16 protein-coding genes and 2 pseudogenes are annotated in these 20210 nt (G+C 41.9%); 2 read left to right on the top strand and 16 right to left on the bottom strand.

What is annotated here, in order from left to right:
• Positions 1–5: 5 nt before the first annotated feature.
• Positions 6–563, top strand: a complete 558-nt coding sequence (locus VYM24_RS13580; RefSeq protein ID WP_032943358.1) for a restriction endonuclease subunit S — start codon at positions 6–8, stop codon at positions 561–563.
• Here VYM24_RS13580 and VYM24_RS13575 read toward each other — a convergent pair.
• The 16 genes and pseudogenes from VYM24_RS13575 to VYM24_RS13500 form a co-directional block, all read right to left on the bottom strand.
• Entirely contained in the window at positions 556–1728 is a 1173-nt protein-coding gene (locus VYM24_RS13575) for a restriction endonuclease subunit S (RefSeq protein ID WP_330940247.1), read from the bottom strand. The two genes, VYM24_RS13580 and VYM24_RS13575, sit on opposite strands and share 8 nt — an antisense overlap.
• Positions 1729–1733: 5 nt before the next feature.
• A pseudogene (locus VYM24_RS13570) lies at positions 1734–3141 on the bottom strand (virulence RhuM family protein).
• 7 nt (positions 3142–3148) lie between these two features.
• Complete coding sequence (locus VYM24_RS13565) at positions 3149–4702, bottom strand: type I restriction-modification system subunit M (protein WP_005864312.1); 1554 nt, start codon at positions 4700–4702, stop codon at positions 3149–3151.
• A gap of 5 nt (positions 4703–4707) precedes the next feature.
• Positions 4708–5454: a GIY-YIG nuclease family protein gene (locus VYM24_RS13560; protein WP_009125812.1), complete on the bottom strand. Its 747-nt coding sequence runs from the start codon at positions 5452–5454 to the stop codon at positions 4708–4710.
• A gap of 8 nt (positions 5455–5462) precedes the next feature.
• Positions 5463–8291, bottom strand: a complete 2829-nt coding sequence (locus tag VYM24_RS13555) for a type I restriction endonuclease subunit R, EcoR124 family (RefSeq protein WP_009125813.1) — start codon at positions 8289–8291, stop codon at positions 5463–5465.
• Positions 8292–8314: 23 nt separating this feature from the next.
• Positions 8315–8596: a helix-turn-helix domain-containing protein gene (locus VYM24_RS13550; RefSeq protein WP_009125814.1), complete on the bottom strand. Its 282-nt coding sequence runs from the start codon at positions 8594–8596 to the stop codon at positions 8315–8317.
• Between the two features lie 135 nt (positions 8597–8731).
• Entirely contained in the window at positions 8732–10450 is a 1719-nt protein-coding gene (locus tag VYM24_RS13545) for a hypothetical protein (RefSeq protein WP_330940246.1), read from the bottom strand.
• Between the two features lie 21 nt (positions 10451–10471).
• Positions 10472–11737, bottom strand: coding sequence for a type II toxin-antitoxin system HipA family toxin (locus VYM24_RS13540; protein WP_032557991.1), 1266 nt, complete (start codon positions 11735–11737; stop codon positions 10472–10474).
• Between the two features lie 2 nt (positions 11738–11739).
• Positions 11740–12060, bottom strand: a complete 321-nt coding sequence (locus VYM24_RS13535; protein ID WP_005845276.1) for a helix-turn-helix domain-containing protein — start codon at positions 12058–12060, stop codon at positions 11740–11742.
• Between the two features lie 1219 nt (positions 12061–13279).
• Positions 13280–14083: a TrmH family RNA methyltransferase gene (locus VYM24_RS13530; protein ID WP_299089453.1), complete on the bottom strand. Its 804-nt coding sequence runs from the start codon at positions 14081–14083 to the stop codon at positions 13280–13282.
• A 78-nt stretch (positions 14084–14161) separates the two neighbouring features.
• Positions 14162–15233, bottom strand: a pseudogene (locus tag VYM24_RS13525) (alcohol dehydrogenase).
• Between the two features lie 13 nt (positions 15234–15246).
• Positions 15247–17298, bottom strand: a complete 2052-nt coding sequence (locus tag VYM24_RS13520) for a toxin-antitoxin system YwqK family antitoxin (RefSeq protein ID WP_330940245.1) — start codon at positions 17296–17298, stop codon at positions 15247–15249.
• Entirely contained in the window at positions 17295–18527 is a 1233-nt protein-coding gene (locus VYM24_RS13515) for a Cof-type HAD-IIB family hydrolase (protein ID WP_299089455.1), read from the bottom strand. The genes VYM24_RS13520 and VYM24_RS13515 overlap by 4 nt, the downstream gene beginning before the upstream one ends.
• A 254-nt stretch (positions 18528–18781) precedes the next feature.
• Positions 18782–18874 (bottom strand): smalltalk protein, encoded by a 93-nt coding sequence (locus VYM24_RS13510; RefSeq protein ID WP_299089456.1) that lies wholly within the window; start codon positions 18872–18874, stop codon positions 18782–18784.
• Between the two features lie 48 nt (positions 18875–18922).
• On the bottom strand, positions 18923–19417 hold the full coding sequence (locus VYM24_RS13505; protein ID WP_299089457.1) for an HU family DNA-binding protein: 495 nt from the start codon (positions 19415–19417) through the stop codon (positions 18923–18925).
• 143 nt (positions 19418–19560) lie between these two features.
• Entirely contained in the window at positions 19561–19857 is a 297-nt protein-coding gene (locus VYM24_RS13500; RefSeq protein WP_330940244.1) for a hypothetical protein, read from the bottom strand.
• Between VYM24_RS13500 and VYM24_RS13495 the strand changes: the two genes are divergently transcribed.
• Positions 19741–20169 (top strand): HipA domain-containing protein, encoded by a 429-nt coding sequence (locus VYM24_RS13495; RefSeq protein WP_330942252.1) that lies wholly within the window; start codon positions 19741–19743, stop codon positions 20167–20169. The genes VYM24_RS13500 and VYM24_RS13495 overlap by 117 nt on opposite strands.
• The last annotated feature ends 41 nt before the right edge of the window (positions 20170–20210 follow it).

Genomic DNA, 20210 nt, shown 5'->3' with positions numbered 1-20210 from the left:
AGTTAGTGGCATTTGAAACATTATATAGTAAAGCAGGTGAGGGTGGAACACCCACTACGTCAAATACAGAATTTTATGATAACGGCAGCATTCCTTTCATAAAAATAGACGATTTGAGCAATAAATATTTATCGGCTAACAAAGACTATATTACAGAGTTAGGACTCAAAAAATCTTCAGCATGGCTGATTCCTACGCACTCCATTATATACTCTAATGGAGCAACAATCGGTGCTATTTCTATAAACAAATATCCAGTCTGTACCAAACAAGGAATTTTAGGTATTGTCCCTAATACAAATATTGATGTTGAATTTCTTTATTACTTTATGCAATCTTCATATTTTCAAAAAGAAGTTGAACGTGTTGTAACTGAAGGTACGATGAAAACAGCCTACCTAAAGGATATAAATCACATAAAATGCCCAATACCAGATTTAGATAGGCAAAAAGAAATTAGTCATCTTCTTTCAGTGTTATCGCTTAAAGAGGATGTTGAAAGGCAACTATTACAGAAATATCAAATACAGAAACAATATCTATTAAGGAAGATGTTCATATAAACATCTTCCCCAACAAATACAGTTTTTGTTGATTGAATGACGCAAGAAGTTCTTGCTCAACAAAAAGTTTGCTCTCCAATTTGTCAAGCACGTTTGCGACACGCTTTTGTTCAGCAAGTGAAGGACAATATATTTTCGCTTTACCATAATCTTTGAAGTAGATATGTGGTATCGCCATACCAGTTTTGTACGGTTGAAAGTTGAATACTGACAGCGCAAAGTACAGATAACGCAAATCATTGTTGCCTATGACAGTAAGATAGTTGAGTGTGCCAATTACCGAAAATTTGCCCTGTGCATAGGAAACTGTACCAACACCCGAACCATCTTTGATTACCAGTATCGCATCACCGTTCATTTGTGGCACATCTTTATAACCAACCAATCCATTTGCACCAAACACTTTGCATAGTCCACTAGACAAAACCTCGCTCTCTTGAAGTGTTGAGCTATGACACTCTAAACACTGAGAAATTGCAATGTTAGCCTTTTCTTTGGTCGTTAGCGCAACTGCAAGCCCTTTAATTAAGGATTGCAGTTTCTCAATGATTTTGCTTTGGGTAGTGATGCGTTCGTCTATTAGACGTAACAGTGTAGCTATTTTGGTTTGCTCTGCTTTGGATGGAACACCTATATAAGACTCAGAAAAATTCTTTGTACTGATAGAATATATCTTTGCTCCTTGCGCTATACGCCTTATCTGATTATGAAATGCAGTAGAAGAAAAAGCATATCCTTTGAATCCAGTAACCGTTCTATCACTATTATCTCGTCCATGAATTGTGTGCAATCCACAGACTACATCTTTCCTATCAAGATCGAAAAACTCAACAGCTTTTGCAACCTCATTCGTATCTTCCGAAGCATCAGCAAAGGCAATATCTCCTTCTTTGCACAATTCAAAATTTTTAGGCATATTACCCTTTTTGACATTGGGTAGTCTATCTCTTGTCAAATCTACCATCGTAGGAAGTCCCACATGAATGAGCCCATAATGTAAGTTCATCATGGCTTTCGTCCCATATTCAAGTTGTTCCCAACTCAAAGAATTGGTTGAATAGAAGTCCAATAGCTCGGACACTTTACATTTCTCCCACTCCCCACTAAACTCAGGGAATCTCAAATGGGGAACATTGAGGATTTTATTTTCGTTATTATTTGCCATAATCATTATTCTTTATCAGGGTTAATATCAAACGGCAACAATTTGTCGCCATTATTAAACCGGTCGAAATCAGAGATAAAAGAACGGTCTTGAATCACTTTATATTTCTCGTACTCGCCATACGCCTTCTCTCGTGCTGCTTCTTGTGAAACTTTACCGGCAGTATCTTGTGCCTTATAATCCATAGTGCCAAGAAACTGTTCAAGACGTTGCTTCCAATCTTCCATCGTTGTTATAATGTGACGTTGGGCACGAAGCTCTGCAAATTCAAGGAATGCGTTAGTTACGCCGTTAAGTTCGGAAATCTCTTTGTCTGACAAATAGTTCTTTGCCACAATCGTATCGGACTTTCTGAACTCTACCATCGGGAGCTTTCTTCCAAGTGGTCAATCCCATATGGGGCATTTCAGAGTCGGCACGTTCATACACTATTTCAGCAGCGGTACGATTAGTCACAGCCAAATGCATCATATTTTGCACCATTTTGAAGAACAATTTAGTACAATCCGATTTCGGGGCGTAATCAGCACTGCATTCCGCATAGATGTCTGTTATCTTCTGGTAGTATCTGCGTTCCGATGTGCGTATCTCACGAATACGCTCCAGCAAATCATCAAAATAATCTTTGCCAAAATGCTTTCCCTGTTTTAGTCTTTCATCATCAAGAGCATACCCTTTAATGACAAATTCCTTCAAAACAGACGTAGCCCAAATACGAAACTGAGTGGCTTGATAGCTATTGACACGATAACCTACCGCTATGATAGCATCCAAATTATAGAACAACGGTGTACGCTCCACGTCTCGTTCTCCCTCGGATTGAACTATCCCAATTTTTCGGATAGTTGCCTCTTTGGTAAGTTCACTGGATTCATAAATCTGTCCAAGATGATAGTTGATGGTTCGTACATCCACCCCAAACAAGTCCGCCATGCGCTTTTGCGACATCCAGAATGTTTCACTATTGAATATTACCTCTACTCGAACTTCTCCTTGTGCGGTTTTATACAGTAACAGATTGGAACTATATGAGTTAAGCACCAATTCGTTAGTAGATATGGTTTGAGAAAAGTAATCTCTTGCCTGTTGTACCAATACTTTTTTTGCATCAGCATTTTCAGCAATAATCATACACGCCATACGTGACAAGCGGAAGATACTGACTTTACGGAACGAGCCACTGCCTATCTTCACCATATCAACCGCTTGGTTGAAATGCTCATCAATATTCATTCCTTTTATGCCTGCGACTTTGATTGCTTTGTCTATGACTTTTTGGAATTTCCAATAAGCCGAATAACCCATAGCAGCGCATAGGTCACGTGAACTCCAATATTCATTTTCGCTCTCATCGTGACGGCGGATATTGTCGAATGAAGGACGCATTTCCGGGATGTTATCTATCTCTGCCATAACACTATTATTCAACCAGTCCCAATTCTTTAAGATATACTTCAATCTCCTTATCTAGTTCGGCACGTTTGGCTTCCAACTCCTTGATTTCTGCCATTACAGCTTTAATGTCAATAGGTTCTTCCTCTTCAAAAGTATCGACATAACGAGGAATATTCAGATTATAGTCGTTATCGGCAACCTCCTGTAAAGTGGCAAGATGGCTGTACTTTTCTATTTCTTTTCGCTCGCGATAGGTATCAACAATCTTGTCAATATGCTCTTTACGCAGTTTGTTTTGTGTCTTGACTTTCTCAAACTCCTTGCTCGCATCTATGAACAGAATATTATCATCTTCCTTACGGCATTTCTTCATCACAAGAATACAGGTCGGAATACTTGTACCATAGAATATATTAGCCGGCAAACCGATAATGGCATCGATATAGTTTTTCTTCTCTATCAGGAAACGGCGTATTACCCCTTCTGCATTACCACGGAACAAAACACCGTGTGGAGCGACACAAGCCATCGTACCACCTTCGTTCAAGTGATAAATCATGTGTAGGATAAAAGCATAATCTGCTGTCTTCTTTGGCGCAAGTCGCCCTGCTTTGCTGAAACGGTCATCGGTATTAAATTTGTCGGCAGCACTCCATTCGGCAGAGAATGGAGGATTTGCGACTACCGCATCAAACTGAGTGTCGCCAAAGACATCCCATTCAAGCGTATCGCCGTTTTCAATCTTGAAATTGCTGAATCTGATACCGTGAAGCAACATATTCATTCTGGCGAGGTTGTAGGTCGTCGGATTCTTTTCCTGTCCGTAAATATCAACCGCATTTCCAATACTTGCAGCACGAAGAAGCAATGAGCCACTACCACAAGTAGGGTCATATACATTGCGCAAACGCTGGTGTCCAATGGAAACAATCTCTGCCAAAATACGGCTAACTTCCTGCGGAGTATAGAATTCCCCGGCTTTTTTCCCGGCTCCTGCCGCAAACTGCGAAATCATATATTCGTAAGCATCACCCAAGATGTCAATTTCCTGTGATGCCTCTACGCTAAAGTCTATATCGTCCAATGCAAGAAGCACATTGCTGACGAGTGTATTTTTATCATTGGCTGTTTTACCCAATTTAGGTGAAGCCAAGTCTATATCTGAAAACAATCCTCCGAAATCCTCTTCGCTGTCCTGTCCAAGAGTGCTGTCTTCGATACGCTTCAATGAACGTTCAAGTATAGGTAAAATGTTCTCTTTCCGCTTGATGGCCTCTATTACGGACGAAAACAAGAATTTCGGTTCAATGAAGTAACCTATATTTTCCAAGCATTGATTCTTTACTTCCTCTTGTAACTCGACTACATCGGTATCATCCATTTCCCACAATTCCTTAAAGGTTATTTCATCATCCACCAAGGCATTGTTGGCATACTTTTCTATTTTCTCAGATAAGTATTTATAGAAAATAAAACCCAATGTGAAATACATAAAGTCGCTTGCCGACATATTGCCACGCAAACGATTTGCGACCTCCCAAAGCTGGTCACGGAGTTTCTGTTGCAGTTCTTCGCTCATATTTATTATAATTCTTTAATTACAAAACCAAATTTATTCGCAAACTCTAAAATACGACCTATATTATTCTTACCATGCTGTGATGATACAACAAACCTGACACCATCATTAGACATAAGAATATCTTTTTCAAACCATCTTTTATGCGTATCTGACGTTTTAAGTTTCCAATTTCCGACTTCTTCAACGGTTTTAACTAAGTGTTTAGGCAACAAATTAATTAGCTCTTTATAATCAACAGAGGTAGACTCGATAAAAAGTCGAACTACTTCTAATGCTAATCTACCTTTCCCATAAGAACCAACTCCATTAAGTGAATATTTTGTATAGTCTTTTCTGCTATTAGTACATTTTCTTGGCAATTCATTTTGAACAGATTGAGATATAAAGTTATCGCTACGCAAAGGTTGATTATTCTCATATTCTGTTATTACGGCATCATCTATAGTTTGTGCTATTTCTTTAAAAATTTCCAATGCTTTTTGCGGAGCGACATTAAAAAATTCTCTGTTCTGACGAATACGAAAATCAGTCAAATTGTCGATTATCTTATGCACGAGTTTTTCCACCTCATTATATTTAACCGTTTTAATGGTTGCATGTATCTCAAAAGGCAACGGAACTGCCGTATTGTCAAGTTCCTTGGAACGTATATCAACAGGGCGTGCGCTTTTGCCAATCTTAACCCAATCCTCACGAAAACTTGGATTAGTCAAGATATACACATATCCGGGTTCATTTGTTTTTACCATATACGTATTTACTCCCAATTAAATGTTCTTATTATATTACGCAATCTCTCCATGATTCTCGTCAACGCCTTTCTTGTTTTTATAAGACCAAGATGTTTTTCTTTCAATGCCTTTTGTATGATTTCCGGCTGTTCCTTTTGCAAATAGTCATACTCCTTTATGTATAGATTCAGCACCTCGGTAGGAATTTGTTCATCATCCGACAAATCTTTTACAGCCTTATTGCGTTCAGATACAATATATTGATTCAAACGCTCTTCCAATTCACTTGTACCATCAGCCTTACTACGTCCACTCATGAAGTTTTCCTTATCTTCATCAACATTTTTCCGAATAAAGCCATCAATGAGTTTGGCTTTGCCTCGCATCCCGGCATCCTTAATCATTGTGTCAATGATATGTTGCCTTTTCTCTGAATAATCATTGCTATATGGGTCAAGTTCTGCAATGAGTTCAAGAATGTAAGCCACATTGATAATGTCGCTATGTAGAAGTTCAAGACAGAAATCTATATCCTCTAATCCCTGACTGTTCCCATACGGAACAGGGTCTTCTGCAACTACAGATGGAATTACAGGCGGTTCTATAAACCCGACTGTAATGTCAAGATACTTACTCTTATAGTCGTTGAATTGCTGCTCAGTCATACCAAGATCTTCCGCATCCTCGCTATAATCTTCGTATATCTGGATTTCCGCATGTTTACGGATAATATCACGAAATGCCAGAACAAAATTTTTCTTGTCATTTTCGCTTTGCAGAAAATCTATACTGCTGGGTGTAGGATATTTTTTCAGGAACTCTGTTGCCAAGCATTTATATTCCTTTTTTACATCCTCAAACGGTGGACGTACTATATCTTCAGAATTATCAGAGTTGCTGAACAATTTAATAGACGTATCAACATTATTTTTCAAGTCACGGAAGCAAACGATTTTACCGAAACGTTTCTTCTCGTTCAATACTCGGTTGGTACGACTGAATGCTTGCAGCAAACCGTGATATTCCATATTCTTATCTACATAGAGAGTATTCAGTTTTTTACTGTCGAAACCGGTAAGGAACATACCCACGACAAGACAAAGGTCAAGCGGTTTCATATCCGCTTTCTTCTTTTTCATGCGCAGATTGATGTCATCATAGTAGGCACGGAAGTTTTCTGTAGTAAAGGCAGTGCCGAACATATTGTTATAATCGTCCATAATTGTTTGCAGTTCATCAGCCTCACCCACACCCTCTTTTGCATACTGCCCTGTACCCATGCCGGTCTGTTCATCATCCAGACTATTGTTGGCAGCGTAAGTAAACACAGCACCTATACGGATTTTCGGATTCAACGATTTGAATATCTTGTAATATCGTATGAGCATCGACACGGATTGCACAGCAAACAAGGCATCAAACTCTCCGTCGAATGTGGATTTGTTGAAATTGTTAAGGATAAACTTGGCGATTTCCTCCATACGAGCTTGATTGTCGTTGTCAACAACTTCGTTGCCGTGATAATACTCCACAAGGAATCCAAGCACGTTTTCATCGGCTATGGCATCCTTAATAAGATATTTATGAAGACAATTTCCGAATATCTCCTTAGTGGTATGCCCATCTACCGCATTTTCAGTAAAAATAGGTGTTCCCGTGAAGCCAAAGATTTGAGCATTGTCAAAGAACTTCATAATCTTCTTATGACTATCCCCAAAGTGGCTACGATGACACTCATCAAATATCATCACGATACGTGAGTGGCGAATAGTTTCAATCTTGTTGCTATACCACGTCTTGCTGACTGCGGCATTGAGTTTCTGAATGGTAGTGATGATAATCTTAGAATTGCTTTGAAGTCGCTTCACAAGTTCATCCGTATTATCAGTACTATCCACAGCTCCCGGCTCAAACGCTTCATATTCCGATTGAGTCTGAGTATCAAGGTCATGTCGGTCAACAACAAACATAACCTTATCCACATCATCCAACTCTGACACAAGTTGGGCAGCCTTGAACGAAGTCAATGTCTTTCCGGCTCCTGTTGTATGCCATATATAGCCGTTATCGTTGGAGTTCTGCACACGATCTAGAATTTTCTCTACGGCATAGAACTGATAAGGACGAAGCACCATCAAACATTTGTCGCCCTCGTGCAGCACGATATATTTCCCTATTATTTTGCCAAGCGTACATTTTTCCAAGAAGAATACGGCAAACTTATCCAATTCATTAAACGGATGATTGGCTGCATCCGTCCAATTGAATGTAAACTTATAACCGCTATTAGGATTGTTGGCAAAATAGCGGGTATTGACACCATTTGATATAACAAACAATTGAATATAGTCGAACAATCCGTGGAACGAAGTCTTATGATAGCGTTGTATCTGATTATATGCCTGTTTGAGTTCTACTCCCCTGCGCTTTAACTCTATCTGAACCAATGGTAAACCATTGATAAGTATAGTCACATCATAGCGGCATTTTTTCCGTCCTTCAACAGTAATCTGATTCGAGACCTGAAACTCATTCTGACACCATTGGGTACGATTGAGAAATTCCACCCAAATCCGTTGTCCATTTACCATATCAAGCGGATAGAGGTCACGAAGTTTCTTGGCCTTTTCAAAGCGAGTTCCACCTTCAAGATAAATTAATATCTTCTCAAACTCTTCATCCGTAAATGAAGTACGACCAACTTCCGCCAGTTGTTTCTTGTTATGAATCTCCAACTGACGTTTGAAATTAACATAAAGATTATCTTCCTCGACAATCTGGACATACTCATAGTCCATTTGTCGGAGTGTGGCTATCAGTCCGGCTTCCAACGCCGCTTCGCTTTGTGTTGACATATTCTTGTCCTGCTATGGTGTTACTACTTATTTATTCTAGCTTGCAATATCTTGATGTCTAATGCATTTTCTATTTTGCATAAGGTTTCCAACGACAAATTTTCACGACCTTTCAACACTTTAGAAACATACTGCTGGGTACAATTCATTTTCTCAGCCAAAGCTCGTTGTGTCATACCAAGTTCCTCCATTCGGTTTGACATGATTGCTGCTATAGCCTGTGAATGGCAAATCCAATCCTCGCTCTTATTTTCCATTATATTCATTCCTTCTCCTAAAGCGTTGTCTATCTTGTCTTCAGCCATTGTATGCATCAAAAATACCTTTGCCTTATTTTGTAGGCAAAGGTACTATAAATAATCGAGATTACACAACTTTCAGGTTGTTGTTTGACAGCCAAAACTCAAGAATCACCTATTGTACAATAGAACTATAATATTTTATTGCTTTACGTATAACATCTTTTTATTAGGGCATCGCCTATCTAGTTCAAATCCGTAATTTCCTTTTGATACGGATTGAAATTTTTCATCTCCATCTTTAATAGTTAATATTTTTAACTTCTTCCACCTACCATCTTCCTCGTAAAAGAAAAAATCCCCAACACTAATTTTTACGTTGTCAATTTTCAGGCATACTATGGTATGTTGTCCATAATACTTATGTGGCACGGCCACTTCATTTACTTTTGGCCTAAAATCTATTAAGCCATTATTAAATAGTATACTTTGGGCTTCTTGTTTAGTTATGATCCCATCTTCTATCTCGAAATACAGATTAAACAATTGCCACGTATAGCACAATCCTCTTTTTTCATTTACCGCATCCTTGATCTGCTGCTGATTAAATGGAGGAATTGTTCTGGAAAGAGGTTCTACACCTCTTTCATTATTAACAATATACAATCCAAAGACATCAAATCTTTGTTGTTCTTCCCTTCTGCGAAAAACATTCTTAAAGATTTGACTACATTGTGCATCTGTTGAGGTTCCATTAATACCTTTTATTTCCACAAGGAGCAATCCTTTATCTTCTGTATTAATTTGAATATCCTCCTCATTGAATTCCTTATCGAGTTCCTTGTCTTTATCAATTACATCTTTAAATCCTAACCATTTAAAATATTCAAGACAAACTTCAACTAACTCATCCCCTGTTGCAGTAAGAAGTTTATGCAAAAATGAATATTCGTTACTATTCATTTCTATTTTTTCTTCCAAAGCAATCAGACGTTCATTATATTCCGCAATTAACTCCTCTTTTTCTCTAAGCAATTCTTCTTGCCCTGGTAAATAATAAATTGACTGATTTAACCATAACGACTCTTCTACTTCTGGAAAATATCCAGAAAAATATTTAAACAGAAACTCTTGCATTACCTTTTGTAACAATTCTCGCTTCCTTTTTGTTTGAGGCAATACCAAAATTATATCGTTCTTACTCATAAAGAAGTAAGAAACAACACCTCCAGTTCTATTCATTAACAAAGGTAAGAATTGGTCATCTTTTACTCTTTTTTCGCCGTTATTATCCCATACTGTTGGATGTTCATATATCTGACAATAAGAAACATCATTAAGAAAAGGTTCAAACAATACTCTTGATAATATACAATCACATAATTTCACCTCTGTACCAACCATATTAGAAGAGCAACAATCCACCAAATGCTCATAGTTATTATGCTCTATACTCTGACTGGAATAATAATCATTTATATCCCTAATGACATATTTTACTAACTGATATGGGGCTTGAAATACTATTCTTATGGCTGGTCTATTTCTGTCTTTATGAAGACTATAATTCAGAATTGAACTACCATATGGGCATGGATCAAATATTGTTTGCGGAGCATTACTGATAAAATAATATGCTTTTGAACCTAAAATCTCTGTCCTCGTATTTTCTTCTGTATTATACGGAATCCTATCAGGCCTTATCATATCCTCGATAAATATATCATATTCATGTATATTTTGAGGTAATTCATAATTGAGTAATAAGTTCAAACCACCATGATTTTTCCCAGACACATCAATAGGTTTTCCCAAACTTCCGTCATAAACATCAAATCTGTCTTTTAACAAGTTCAAACAATCCTCATCTAAATCTAGACAACAAACTCTTGTCTTTTCACGCTTAGTTTCTGAAGCCATATTTACAAAACAATAACATTACTAAAAATTCATTTTACACCTCTCATCCAACACCCCTCTAAACATATCCATTTCTCGCTTAGATATACCTAACCGTACCGCCAACCCTCGCCACCCTTTCACAACATTAATAACCTCTGAAACAATATGTTCAACTGTTTTTCTGTTGAGCATATAGTGCACACAAGCATCAAGCAAAATGCCGAGGTCTGCCTTGTTGGAAGTTGCCGAAATAAGCAGACTTTGATATTCGTTCAGAGTGGGATTCATATCGTATGCAGGTGAGAGCGTCCAGCCTTTTGCAGTCAAAAGAAAACCATGATTGCGGAAATGGTCATCGCTGTTGCCAATGCAGATATTGAAAGCCACACGGCGATAGAGTTCCTGCAAATTGTACTCAACATCCGTACAGTTTTGAATAATGAAATCCACTATATCCAAATAACCATGCCCTGTAGTTGCATTATCTCCGTCATTCAGTCCCAACAAAGTCATTGCAGAAGCAAAATGAATCCGTTTTCCATCTTTGGTTCTGTCAAAACGTTCTGAAAGCAAGGTGTGATATTTTTCGCCTGTGGCAATAACTTTTGTTTTTGCTGCATTTATACCGGCTTTTGCTGCAAGCAAATGGCTGAAATGTTCCCAAAGTCCGGCATCGTAATCATCATTACGAGAAGTAAACTTGGCGACATAAAGCGTTTTATCCGTATCTATCACACTGGCTTTCGGTCTTGCTCCACCCAATGAAGAACCCGGTTGCACAAGTTGCGTAATCCACTTTCTGTCTGGCAACACATTATCCTCTTCGCTTCTCTCAATCTCCGCACTGGCCGCAATCAATTCCCTAATATCCGTCAAAGGCGGAATTTTCAACGACTCACTTACATTTATAAACTCTCCATCAGTGTCTTCCTTAAAACGGAAAGCACCCATTCGGGAGAAGTCATCAATGCCGGTCAGGAAATCGAATGAAGACAATCTTCGTACTGGCCGATTTTCTTCTATTGCTGCAAGCTGCTCACGTCGCAACAACAGAGTCCGTCCCCAACGATCAGGCAAAGCATCAGAAAAACATCCGAATATATCCTTCCCCGGCTGCGTATATTGTTGTCCCGGATAATTGTTCAAATCATCGCTCAAAAACAAATCTCCATGCTTTTTCAACCAATCATCGCTGAATGTAAAGCAATAACTGTCAGAGCCACGAAGTGATTCGTAGCCCAACTCGCCAATGAGTTCTATCTCCTTCAGCCAGTCAAAATCAGCATATACATACAGTTTCTTCATCCCTATTCTTTTTTAGATGCACGCTCCCTTGTCTTCAAACTCAAATCCTGCAAGGCTTTCCCCAATTTATCTTCTTTCGCCAGCCACAGAATATCATCGTCAAGCTGCAAAGCATACAGCACACGCAAATAAATGCCGATTGCCACAGTCGGTGCACCTTTCTCGATTCGGGATACGGTTAGCGGAGAACAGGTAGCACGTTCGGCCACCTGAGCCACACTCAAATTCCGACGCAAGCGAGCCAACTTAATCTGCTCCCCTACTATCTGCATCTTCTGCTCCAATTTTCGGGGCAACTTAGTACCCATTGTATTCTTTGCCATAATCAACCTATCATATAATACGCAAAGATAATACTTTTTATTTATTTAATGATGTATTACACATAGAAAAATACACATCATTGCATAATTAACCATGCACATAATCCATTTTGAGCAGAAACTCCCAGAGCTAAGTGCTATTATATTGTTTATTATCGCTATATATACCTAATTAACGAAATATTGTTTGTTATATAGATGCAATCTGTTCCTCATTCACGCATCATGTCAAAGAACTATTTTGCCAACCCCAAAAGGAGTAACCACATTTCCAACTTGACTTTAATGACTGCTATATACCAAGTAGAGTATTTCCCATGGGTTGGGTTCAAACCACCCCATGGGAATAAGGCTATTTTAACAAAAGATATGGCTTACATACTTATTCGCAGCGTGAGCATCGGAGAACGAATATACATCTTCCATAACAGTTACATTTTAAACTGTTATAAGTGAAGGACACCTATAACGGTTTTATTTTCAACCATTGTTTCATAGGATTTGATAAAACTATTTTGCCAACCAAAAGAAAAAACGACTTTACTTTATCCTCGTATTCATATATACGTCCATTAAAGTAAAGTTAAAAAGAGGGAGAAAGAAAAACATTCGGCAAGCAAACTATTTTTTCTTTTGGTCAGCACCGTTATAATACGCTACATCATCTTCAACCTTGGAGAAATTGTCAACAAAATAACCACGAACATCACCACCAACAAAATGCGATGCAACACATTCCATATATCCCCAAATACACCTCAAATCAGCCCTTCAAAAATGATTTCACACAAAGTTTTTCACTTGCTTTCATAATCCGAAAAAATGCACTAATTTTGTACTCGTTCAGCGAAGAAAAAGAAGTGCAAAACGGACTTTTCTACCATTTTATTTATAAAACATTGGTAGTCAACTGGTCTAATATGTTGCATCGGCAAGTAACCTATAATAAATTACCAATTAAAAAAACAAGAATTCTCAACATTACGCGCTGAATAACAAAAACCATTTCACGCTTATAGAAAGAGCGAGGAATGGTATTTTAATCTAGTGGCTCATACTTTGATAATGCACCAAGTTTCTCTTTTAGACTCCTTACGATCATACTCTTCCTCTCTATACATCCAACAGCCACATGGAATTTCTTCCTTAGAAATATTTATCCGCAAGTAACTCTTATACATCCGAAGATTATCTATATCGAAATAAAAAACAATAGTGTTTAATCCGTAATCCTAAGTTGCCAAAACGCCACGGCCGCCGCCGCCGCCACATTGAGCGAATCGACCCCATGCGCCATCGGGATACGGACTACATAGTCCGCCGCTGCAATCGTATCGGGTGGAAGCCCCTCCCCCTCCGTTCCCATCACGATGGCCAGCCGGGGTTCGGACGTCAAGACAGGATCGGCAATGGAGATAGAATCGTCCGTAAGTGCCATGGCGGCGGTGCGGAAGCCGTAGCGTGCCAGATCACGGAGAGTGCCGTCCAGCCACGTCCAGGGAACCAAGAAAACCGAACCCATGGACACCCTGACCGCACGACGGTTCAACGGATCGCAAGAGTTACGCGTCAGCAACACAGCATCCATCCCGAGGGCGGCCGCCGAACGAAAAATGGCACCAATGTTCGTAGTGTCCACCACACCGTCGATGACGACGATGCGCCGGGCATCCCGACATGTGTCTTCCACCGTGCGGGACGTGGGGCGACGCATGGCACACAACACTCCGCGCGTCAAGACATAGCCCGTCAGCGTGGCGAGCAACTCCCGCCCGCCGGTATAGACGGGCACGTCGCCGCAACGACTGATGATGTCGGCGGCATCACCGGTGATGTGTTTTCGCTCGCACAAGAGGGCCAGAGGTTCATATCCGACATCTAATGCTACACGGATCACCTTCGGGCTTTCGGCTATGAACAGACCTTTATCGGGCTCGATGCGGTTGCGCAATTGGGCCTCGGTGAGGGTGGAGAACACCTCGATTCCAGGATGCGACAAGGAGGATATTTCAATAATGGGCATAAGGCTATATTCTTTTTAATAGGGTTATGAATCAGCTACAGGCTACGAGCTACAAGTGCCTTTCGGAATATAGCGCAGCTATTTGTAATTTGTAGCCGGTAACTCGTAACTTTTTCTTTCAGACACCGCAACTTTCATCACCCCGTCCAGTTTATTTTCAAAAATCCGGTAAGCCTCCTCAATCTCATTCAACGGGAAGCGATGTGTGATAAGCGGCGTGGTGTCTATCTTACCTTCTTCGATCAGGCGAAGTATCTCGGCGCAATCGCACCCATCCACGCCACCGGTCTTGATGGTCAGGTTTTTTCCGTACATATCAGGCAAGGGAAGCACCTGGGGGGCGGTCGTAAAGGGGCACCACAGTAACGATGGCATTGGGGCGTGCACACTCCCACGTCAGACGGAAGGCGTCATCGGTTCCTGCCACTTCGAGCACGACGTCGGCTCCGCCATGATCGCTACTCCGCAACACAAATTCCCGGCAATCCTTCGGTTCCACCACCTGTACGTCCGGATAATGTTCACGCACAAGGCGTATTCTTTCAGGAGATTTCTCGCAAACAATGATGCGACGGGGGTGCTTGAGCATCACACAAAGCAGGGTGCAGATTCCGGTAGGGCCGGCGCCGATGATGAGCACCGTATCCTGTTCGGTAATCTCCGATATGCGGACCGCCCAAAAGCCCGTGGCAAGCACGTCGCCCACAAAGAGCGCTTGTTCATCGCTCACCGCATCCGGAATGCGGTTCAATCCCTGGTCGGCATAAGGCACGCGGACGTACTCTGCCTGACCTCCGTCGATACGGCAACCCAGTGCCCAACCGCCATTGGTATCAGTGCAATTGTTCATATATCCGTGTCGGCAAAAGAAGCATTTGCCACAAAAGGTTTCTACGTTCACCGTAACCCTGTCGCCGGGTCCGATGGAAGTAACGTCCGCACCTACTTGCTCCACGATGCCTACCATTTCGTGCCCCACCGTGGTTCCGGGCAAGGCACGCGGCACGCTACCGTGCTTGATGTGCAAATCGCTGGTGCAGATGCTACCGAGCGTCACGCGGACAATGGCGTCTCGGGGGTCTTTCAACCCAGGTTTCGGCTTTTCTATAAGTTCAAATTTTCCGTGTTCAATATAGGTATATGCAAGCATTGTTTTTTCTTTTTTAATACTTCTCTTTCCGTTCAAACTCTCCCTCCTCCGTATAGTACTTCCATGTGCCCTTGGGTATGTTATTTCCGTATTTTCCACGGAGTTTCAGTTTGCCGTTCTCATAATATTCGCGATAGCGTCCGTGGCGTTTTCCTTCTTTCACTTCCGCTTCACTCTTCAACGCTCCTTCGGGATAAAACTCCCGCAAGACGTTGCCCTCAAATTTCTCAACATAGAAGCGTTGCAACTCACTCATTTGCTCTTTCTCAGTTTCGGCATCTTCGTTCATCACTTCGTCGGCTTCATCGTCGACTACCACCGCTACGACCACTTCTTCCGGTTGATAAGGCTTATAGTCCATCACGCATTGCAACGAGGCGGACTGGCCGTCTCCCGTAATCTGCATGGTCCAATAGGGAAATGAGTAGACAATCTCCTTGTCCGATTGTATCTCTCCCCACGTAACGGCATTCATCATAGGCTTCAGCTGATAATAAAACTTATGTACATCCGTATATAAGAAAACGGTAGAGCTCGAATTCAGGTACGAGAAGGCATTTTTAAATCCCGGATTATCCTTCAACAGGTTCTTCTGATCGTAATCTTCTACAAATGAGAGCAGAGACGAGGCTTTGTTGCTAAACACCACATAATCGCCCACGTACGTGTAATAGGGTTTTTCGAACTTGTCGAACAGCCCTCCGAAGAACAAACGGAAGAAGCCCTTCATTTCCACATAGTTGATTTCAAATCCCTTATAATCAACCGTCTTTATCCGGAGCGGGGTACGCCGCCTGATCTTCTTTTCTATAAACTCCATATTTTTACGGGCGTACTTGATGCTTTTGACACCGATGGCCAGAATCAGTTCCGGATCGTGCCCCAACAGTCCCGGCTCGGATTGGGTGATGGCAAATTCTCCCGACATCCAGCTCAGGAAGTTTTCTTCCAGAGAGATGTCGAACAGGTTTTCAATCTTCTTCCGGGAACTCCTATAAGATTCGCACCATTGCGGATCGTGGACCGCGAGTGCATCCTCCAGTTCCTTTACAAAAGTCACCGGATTGCTGAAACCGATGTTGATATAGAGTGCCGTCCGTCCGGACAGAATTTCGTGGGCTTTCATCCGGTGCTTACCCGAGTTCAGCAAGGCCATGATGTACGGATCGGCGGTGTCTTTCCGCAAGGTATATCCTTTCACCTCCATCCGTTTGTGGTCGGTATTAAAATAGAGTCCGGCAAAATCCATGGAATTGCTGAACATATCGATGTACTCGTTTCCGGTTCCCAGATAAATATTCAGGAATTGGGACAGGCGTGCATAATTGATAAAAACGCGGACAAGTCCTTTGCCGGACACCAGTTTTTCGGCTTCGATAAAAGAATGATCGAGACCGATTTTGGGCTTGTTGCGTGAGTCGATGGCCGACTCTACAAGCTTGGAGGTATAGGAACCTACAAAATGGTTGTCCACGAAGGCGCAATAAAAAATATCGCGCGTATCTGAATCGCGCATTTCAAGGATGTTAATCCCGTTGTGCATCCGGTTGGTTACGGAACTGCCTGCCATGGTGAGCACCGTTTCAAGCTGATCCTTCAACAAGTCCATCTTGGAGGCCTTTTGCATGTCCAACACAATCAGGAAATCCCAATCACGGGCACGGACTTTATGGATCGAGATGAGCATATCTCGTTTGCCCACAAGCGATAACAACATTTTATTGCTTCGGACCACGGTGTCGAGCGTTTCCACATTCCGAGTGACGTCCTCGAAAGCTTTCGCCCGCTTCAGGCATTGCCAGGTTACGCTTCCGCTGAATTTTGCCCAATCGTCGATGGGTGCCGAGGACTGGATGATAAAGGCCGCGTCTTCGGGCACCAGATAGATTTGCTGAATGTTACGGTCAGGCGAAACAAACAGGTGAACGATGGAGTACAAAAAATATACAACCAAGGCTAAACCGGCAATCGCAAGTGTTCTTTTTACGAGGGTCCGAGTATTGTTCTTCTTAGCGGATTCAACGGGTGGTTCTTGTAGCCCGTTGTCCAATTCATTTTCGATCATCCTTTTTTCAGTATGCTATTGACTACACGCACTGAAGACACGAGCTTGGCCGTAGAAGTAAACACATCCACATTCCACACATGCGAGGAGCGGCCTTTATGCACGATGGTTGCAACAGCCCTTACCGTATCCCCCTCATGGGCGGAGGAGATATGGTTTCCGCTGACTTGCATGCCGACCACTATTTCGTCCGGCTTGCAAAGTATCATGGAACCTAGTCCGGCCACGGTTTCAGCCAATGCCAGGCTGGCACCTCCGTGCAGAATGCCGAAAGGTTGGCGGGTACGTTCGTCCACGGGCATGGTAGCCTCTACCCTGTCTTCGGAGGCGTAAGTGTATTGTATGCCCAGATTTCCCATCAATGCATGGCGGGCACGCTGGTTGAGTTGGTCCAGGGGCACGTCGGCGGGGCGGATTTCGGCAAGTATTGCCTTCTCCACGGCTTCGGCCACGCCATCTTCATCGTTGGAGGCGGTGATGCGGTCGGCACAGACTTTCACCGAATCTTGGGCATTTCCCATGGCGATACCCAGTCCGGCGGATTGTATCATGGAGACATCGCAAACTCCGTCGCCGATGGCGATGACTTCTTCGGAGTTGATGCCCAACTTCTCAAGCAAGGCACCCAGCGTATTGGATTTATCAATGGAACAGGGCACCACTTCCAGAAAATAAGGTTCCGAACGAAATACATCCAGCGCTCCGTTCAACCTTCGGCGCCAGTGGTCTTCCAGTCCCACGAGGGCTTCTTCGTCATCGCTTACCAGCATGCACTTGCAAGGGGCAAAGTCCACCGCTATCGAGAATTCGGTTTCGGCAATTATCTCCAGGCCATTCAGCTCGGCTTCGCGGCGTATGTGCTCGTTCTCGGGCGAGTCGGTGATGATGGTATCTTCGTGATACGTAAAAATGGAGAACCCGTTCTTACGGGATTTCTTTTCAAGATAGGGCAGCATTTCGGGGTTTATCCTACGCTCAAAGAGTATTTTGCCACTTTGAGCATTGATAATTTGCCCGCCATTGTAGGAGAGAATGAAGCCTCCGTAATTGCCCAGTTCCAGAGCCTTGGCAATGGGCATAAGGCCATAGGTGGGCCTGCCGGAAGCTAATACGATGCGTACACCCATCTGTTGCACTTTCAACAAGGCGGCCAGTGTCCGCTTGCTGATTTTCTTCTCACTATCAAGCAAAGTTCCGTCTACATCAAGAACTAATAGTTTGTATTTCATGACTTACCGTTTTTTTAGATTTATGAAACAAAGGTAAAGTTATTCAGGCGAAAACACAATTAAGTAACGAGTTTTTTCTTACGCATTTTTATTCGTTATTTATACATAGTTCTTTTACTCACTAGTGCAACAAGTACGACTGGCTCCGCAGGATATCTTTACTTTACGAAATGGTTCGTTAAAAGTAAAGGGAAGTGCCTGAATTCCGACACCCCCCTTTCTCTTAGTTTAACTCGGCCTTTACCTCCTCGTCATCATTTCATCGCACCGCCTCCCAGTGCTCCCAGTGTGGCCGAAACAATAGCCATCACCACTTTCAGGATTTTCTTCCAAACAGACTTTTTCATAAATACAATCGTTTAATTGTTAATTTCTAACACCTTTGGTTTTAGACCCTATCCAAGTGGATTTTCATCCAGTCCACCCTCACCTGACGACGACCCTCCACCGCCTTCTTCGGTCGGAAGTTCATCATTGATGCGGTCTACATCTTTGAGGCTAAGTCCTTCGGAACGTGTACTTCCACTAGCCGTAATACGGATTTCTTTATTGGCACGGAAGCAGACGCGCAAACCGGTGATATCATTTGCCGTAAACGCCTCCGCCGTTTCTGTGCCCTTGCTATGGGCGGCAAGATAAAAAAATCCCAGTCCGTCAATGTTTACCGACCGCCCCAGAAGCAGTTCTTCTTTCAACTCCGTACGGAAATCTTTCAACACAGAGTTCACCACACCTTCACTCACACCGGAAAGTCGGCTGATCTTTTTCGCAATCTGCTTCAGATCCATCGCCACACCATATTTATAGGTGATTACCGGATATATCTTCTTTATCGACTTCTTGTCCAGCGGATTCAGGAATCGCCAAACCTTCTTGTACAAAATACTCATAGTTTTTCCTCTTCTTAAATTAAATAAATCATGTTCAAAATCTCTTTGCTAACGTTAACGTTGCAAAGATGCGGTAACTTCTATAAAGCTCAAATGAACACTTACTATGGCATTTTCATACTTATATTTTCTCGTATAACAGGCTACACACCTTGCAGGAATGAATCATCATTTACCCATATACACCATATCGTAAATTTACCCACAAAAAAGGAAGAAAACACAGTAGTATATCCGGAGAATTCGGAGTATAAAATGACGAGGACGACAAAAGAGGCAATTCGCAATGTGGGACGTATCTCTCTGTCGGGTGTACAACCCCAATTTGCTATAGTGGTAGATACGGAGAGTTTATATTTGCGCTTTGTTTTTTCAAGAATGATGAAGCAACTTACATTACTCGCCATTTTGACTTTATCACTCCCAATGGCGATGCTCATCTAAAGAATTTTTCGCTGATTGATAGAAATGAGGAATATCGTCTTTCGCCAGCTTACAATTTGATAAACATTTCCTTACATTTAGTAGAGCCCCGCATTTTTGCCCTTGACAAAGATTCGTTCCGCAAAGGCATGAAACTTTTGGATAAGTATCAAGTGAGTAGAACCGATTTCGAAGAATTCGGTTGCCGTATTGGACTTCCAGAGCGGGTTGTAAAACGAGAATTAGATGCATTTGCAAAAGAAAATCAGATGGTAAAGGTATTGATTGAGCGTTCTTTCTTGTCGGATATATTAAAACGTCAATATTGACTGTCCATGGATTATAGACGGAAGATGTTAGTGTGGTGATT

The sequence above is a fragment of the Bacteroides sp. MSB163 genome, from assembly GCF_036416795.1.
Classification (GTDB): domain Bacteria; phylum Bacteroidota; class Bacteroidia; order Bacteroidales; family Bacteroidaceae; genus Bacteroides; species Bacteroides maternus.
Note: the sequence above shows the minus strand (reverse complement) of the source record. Positions and strands in the feature narration are given on the sequence as shown.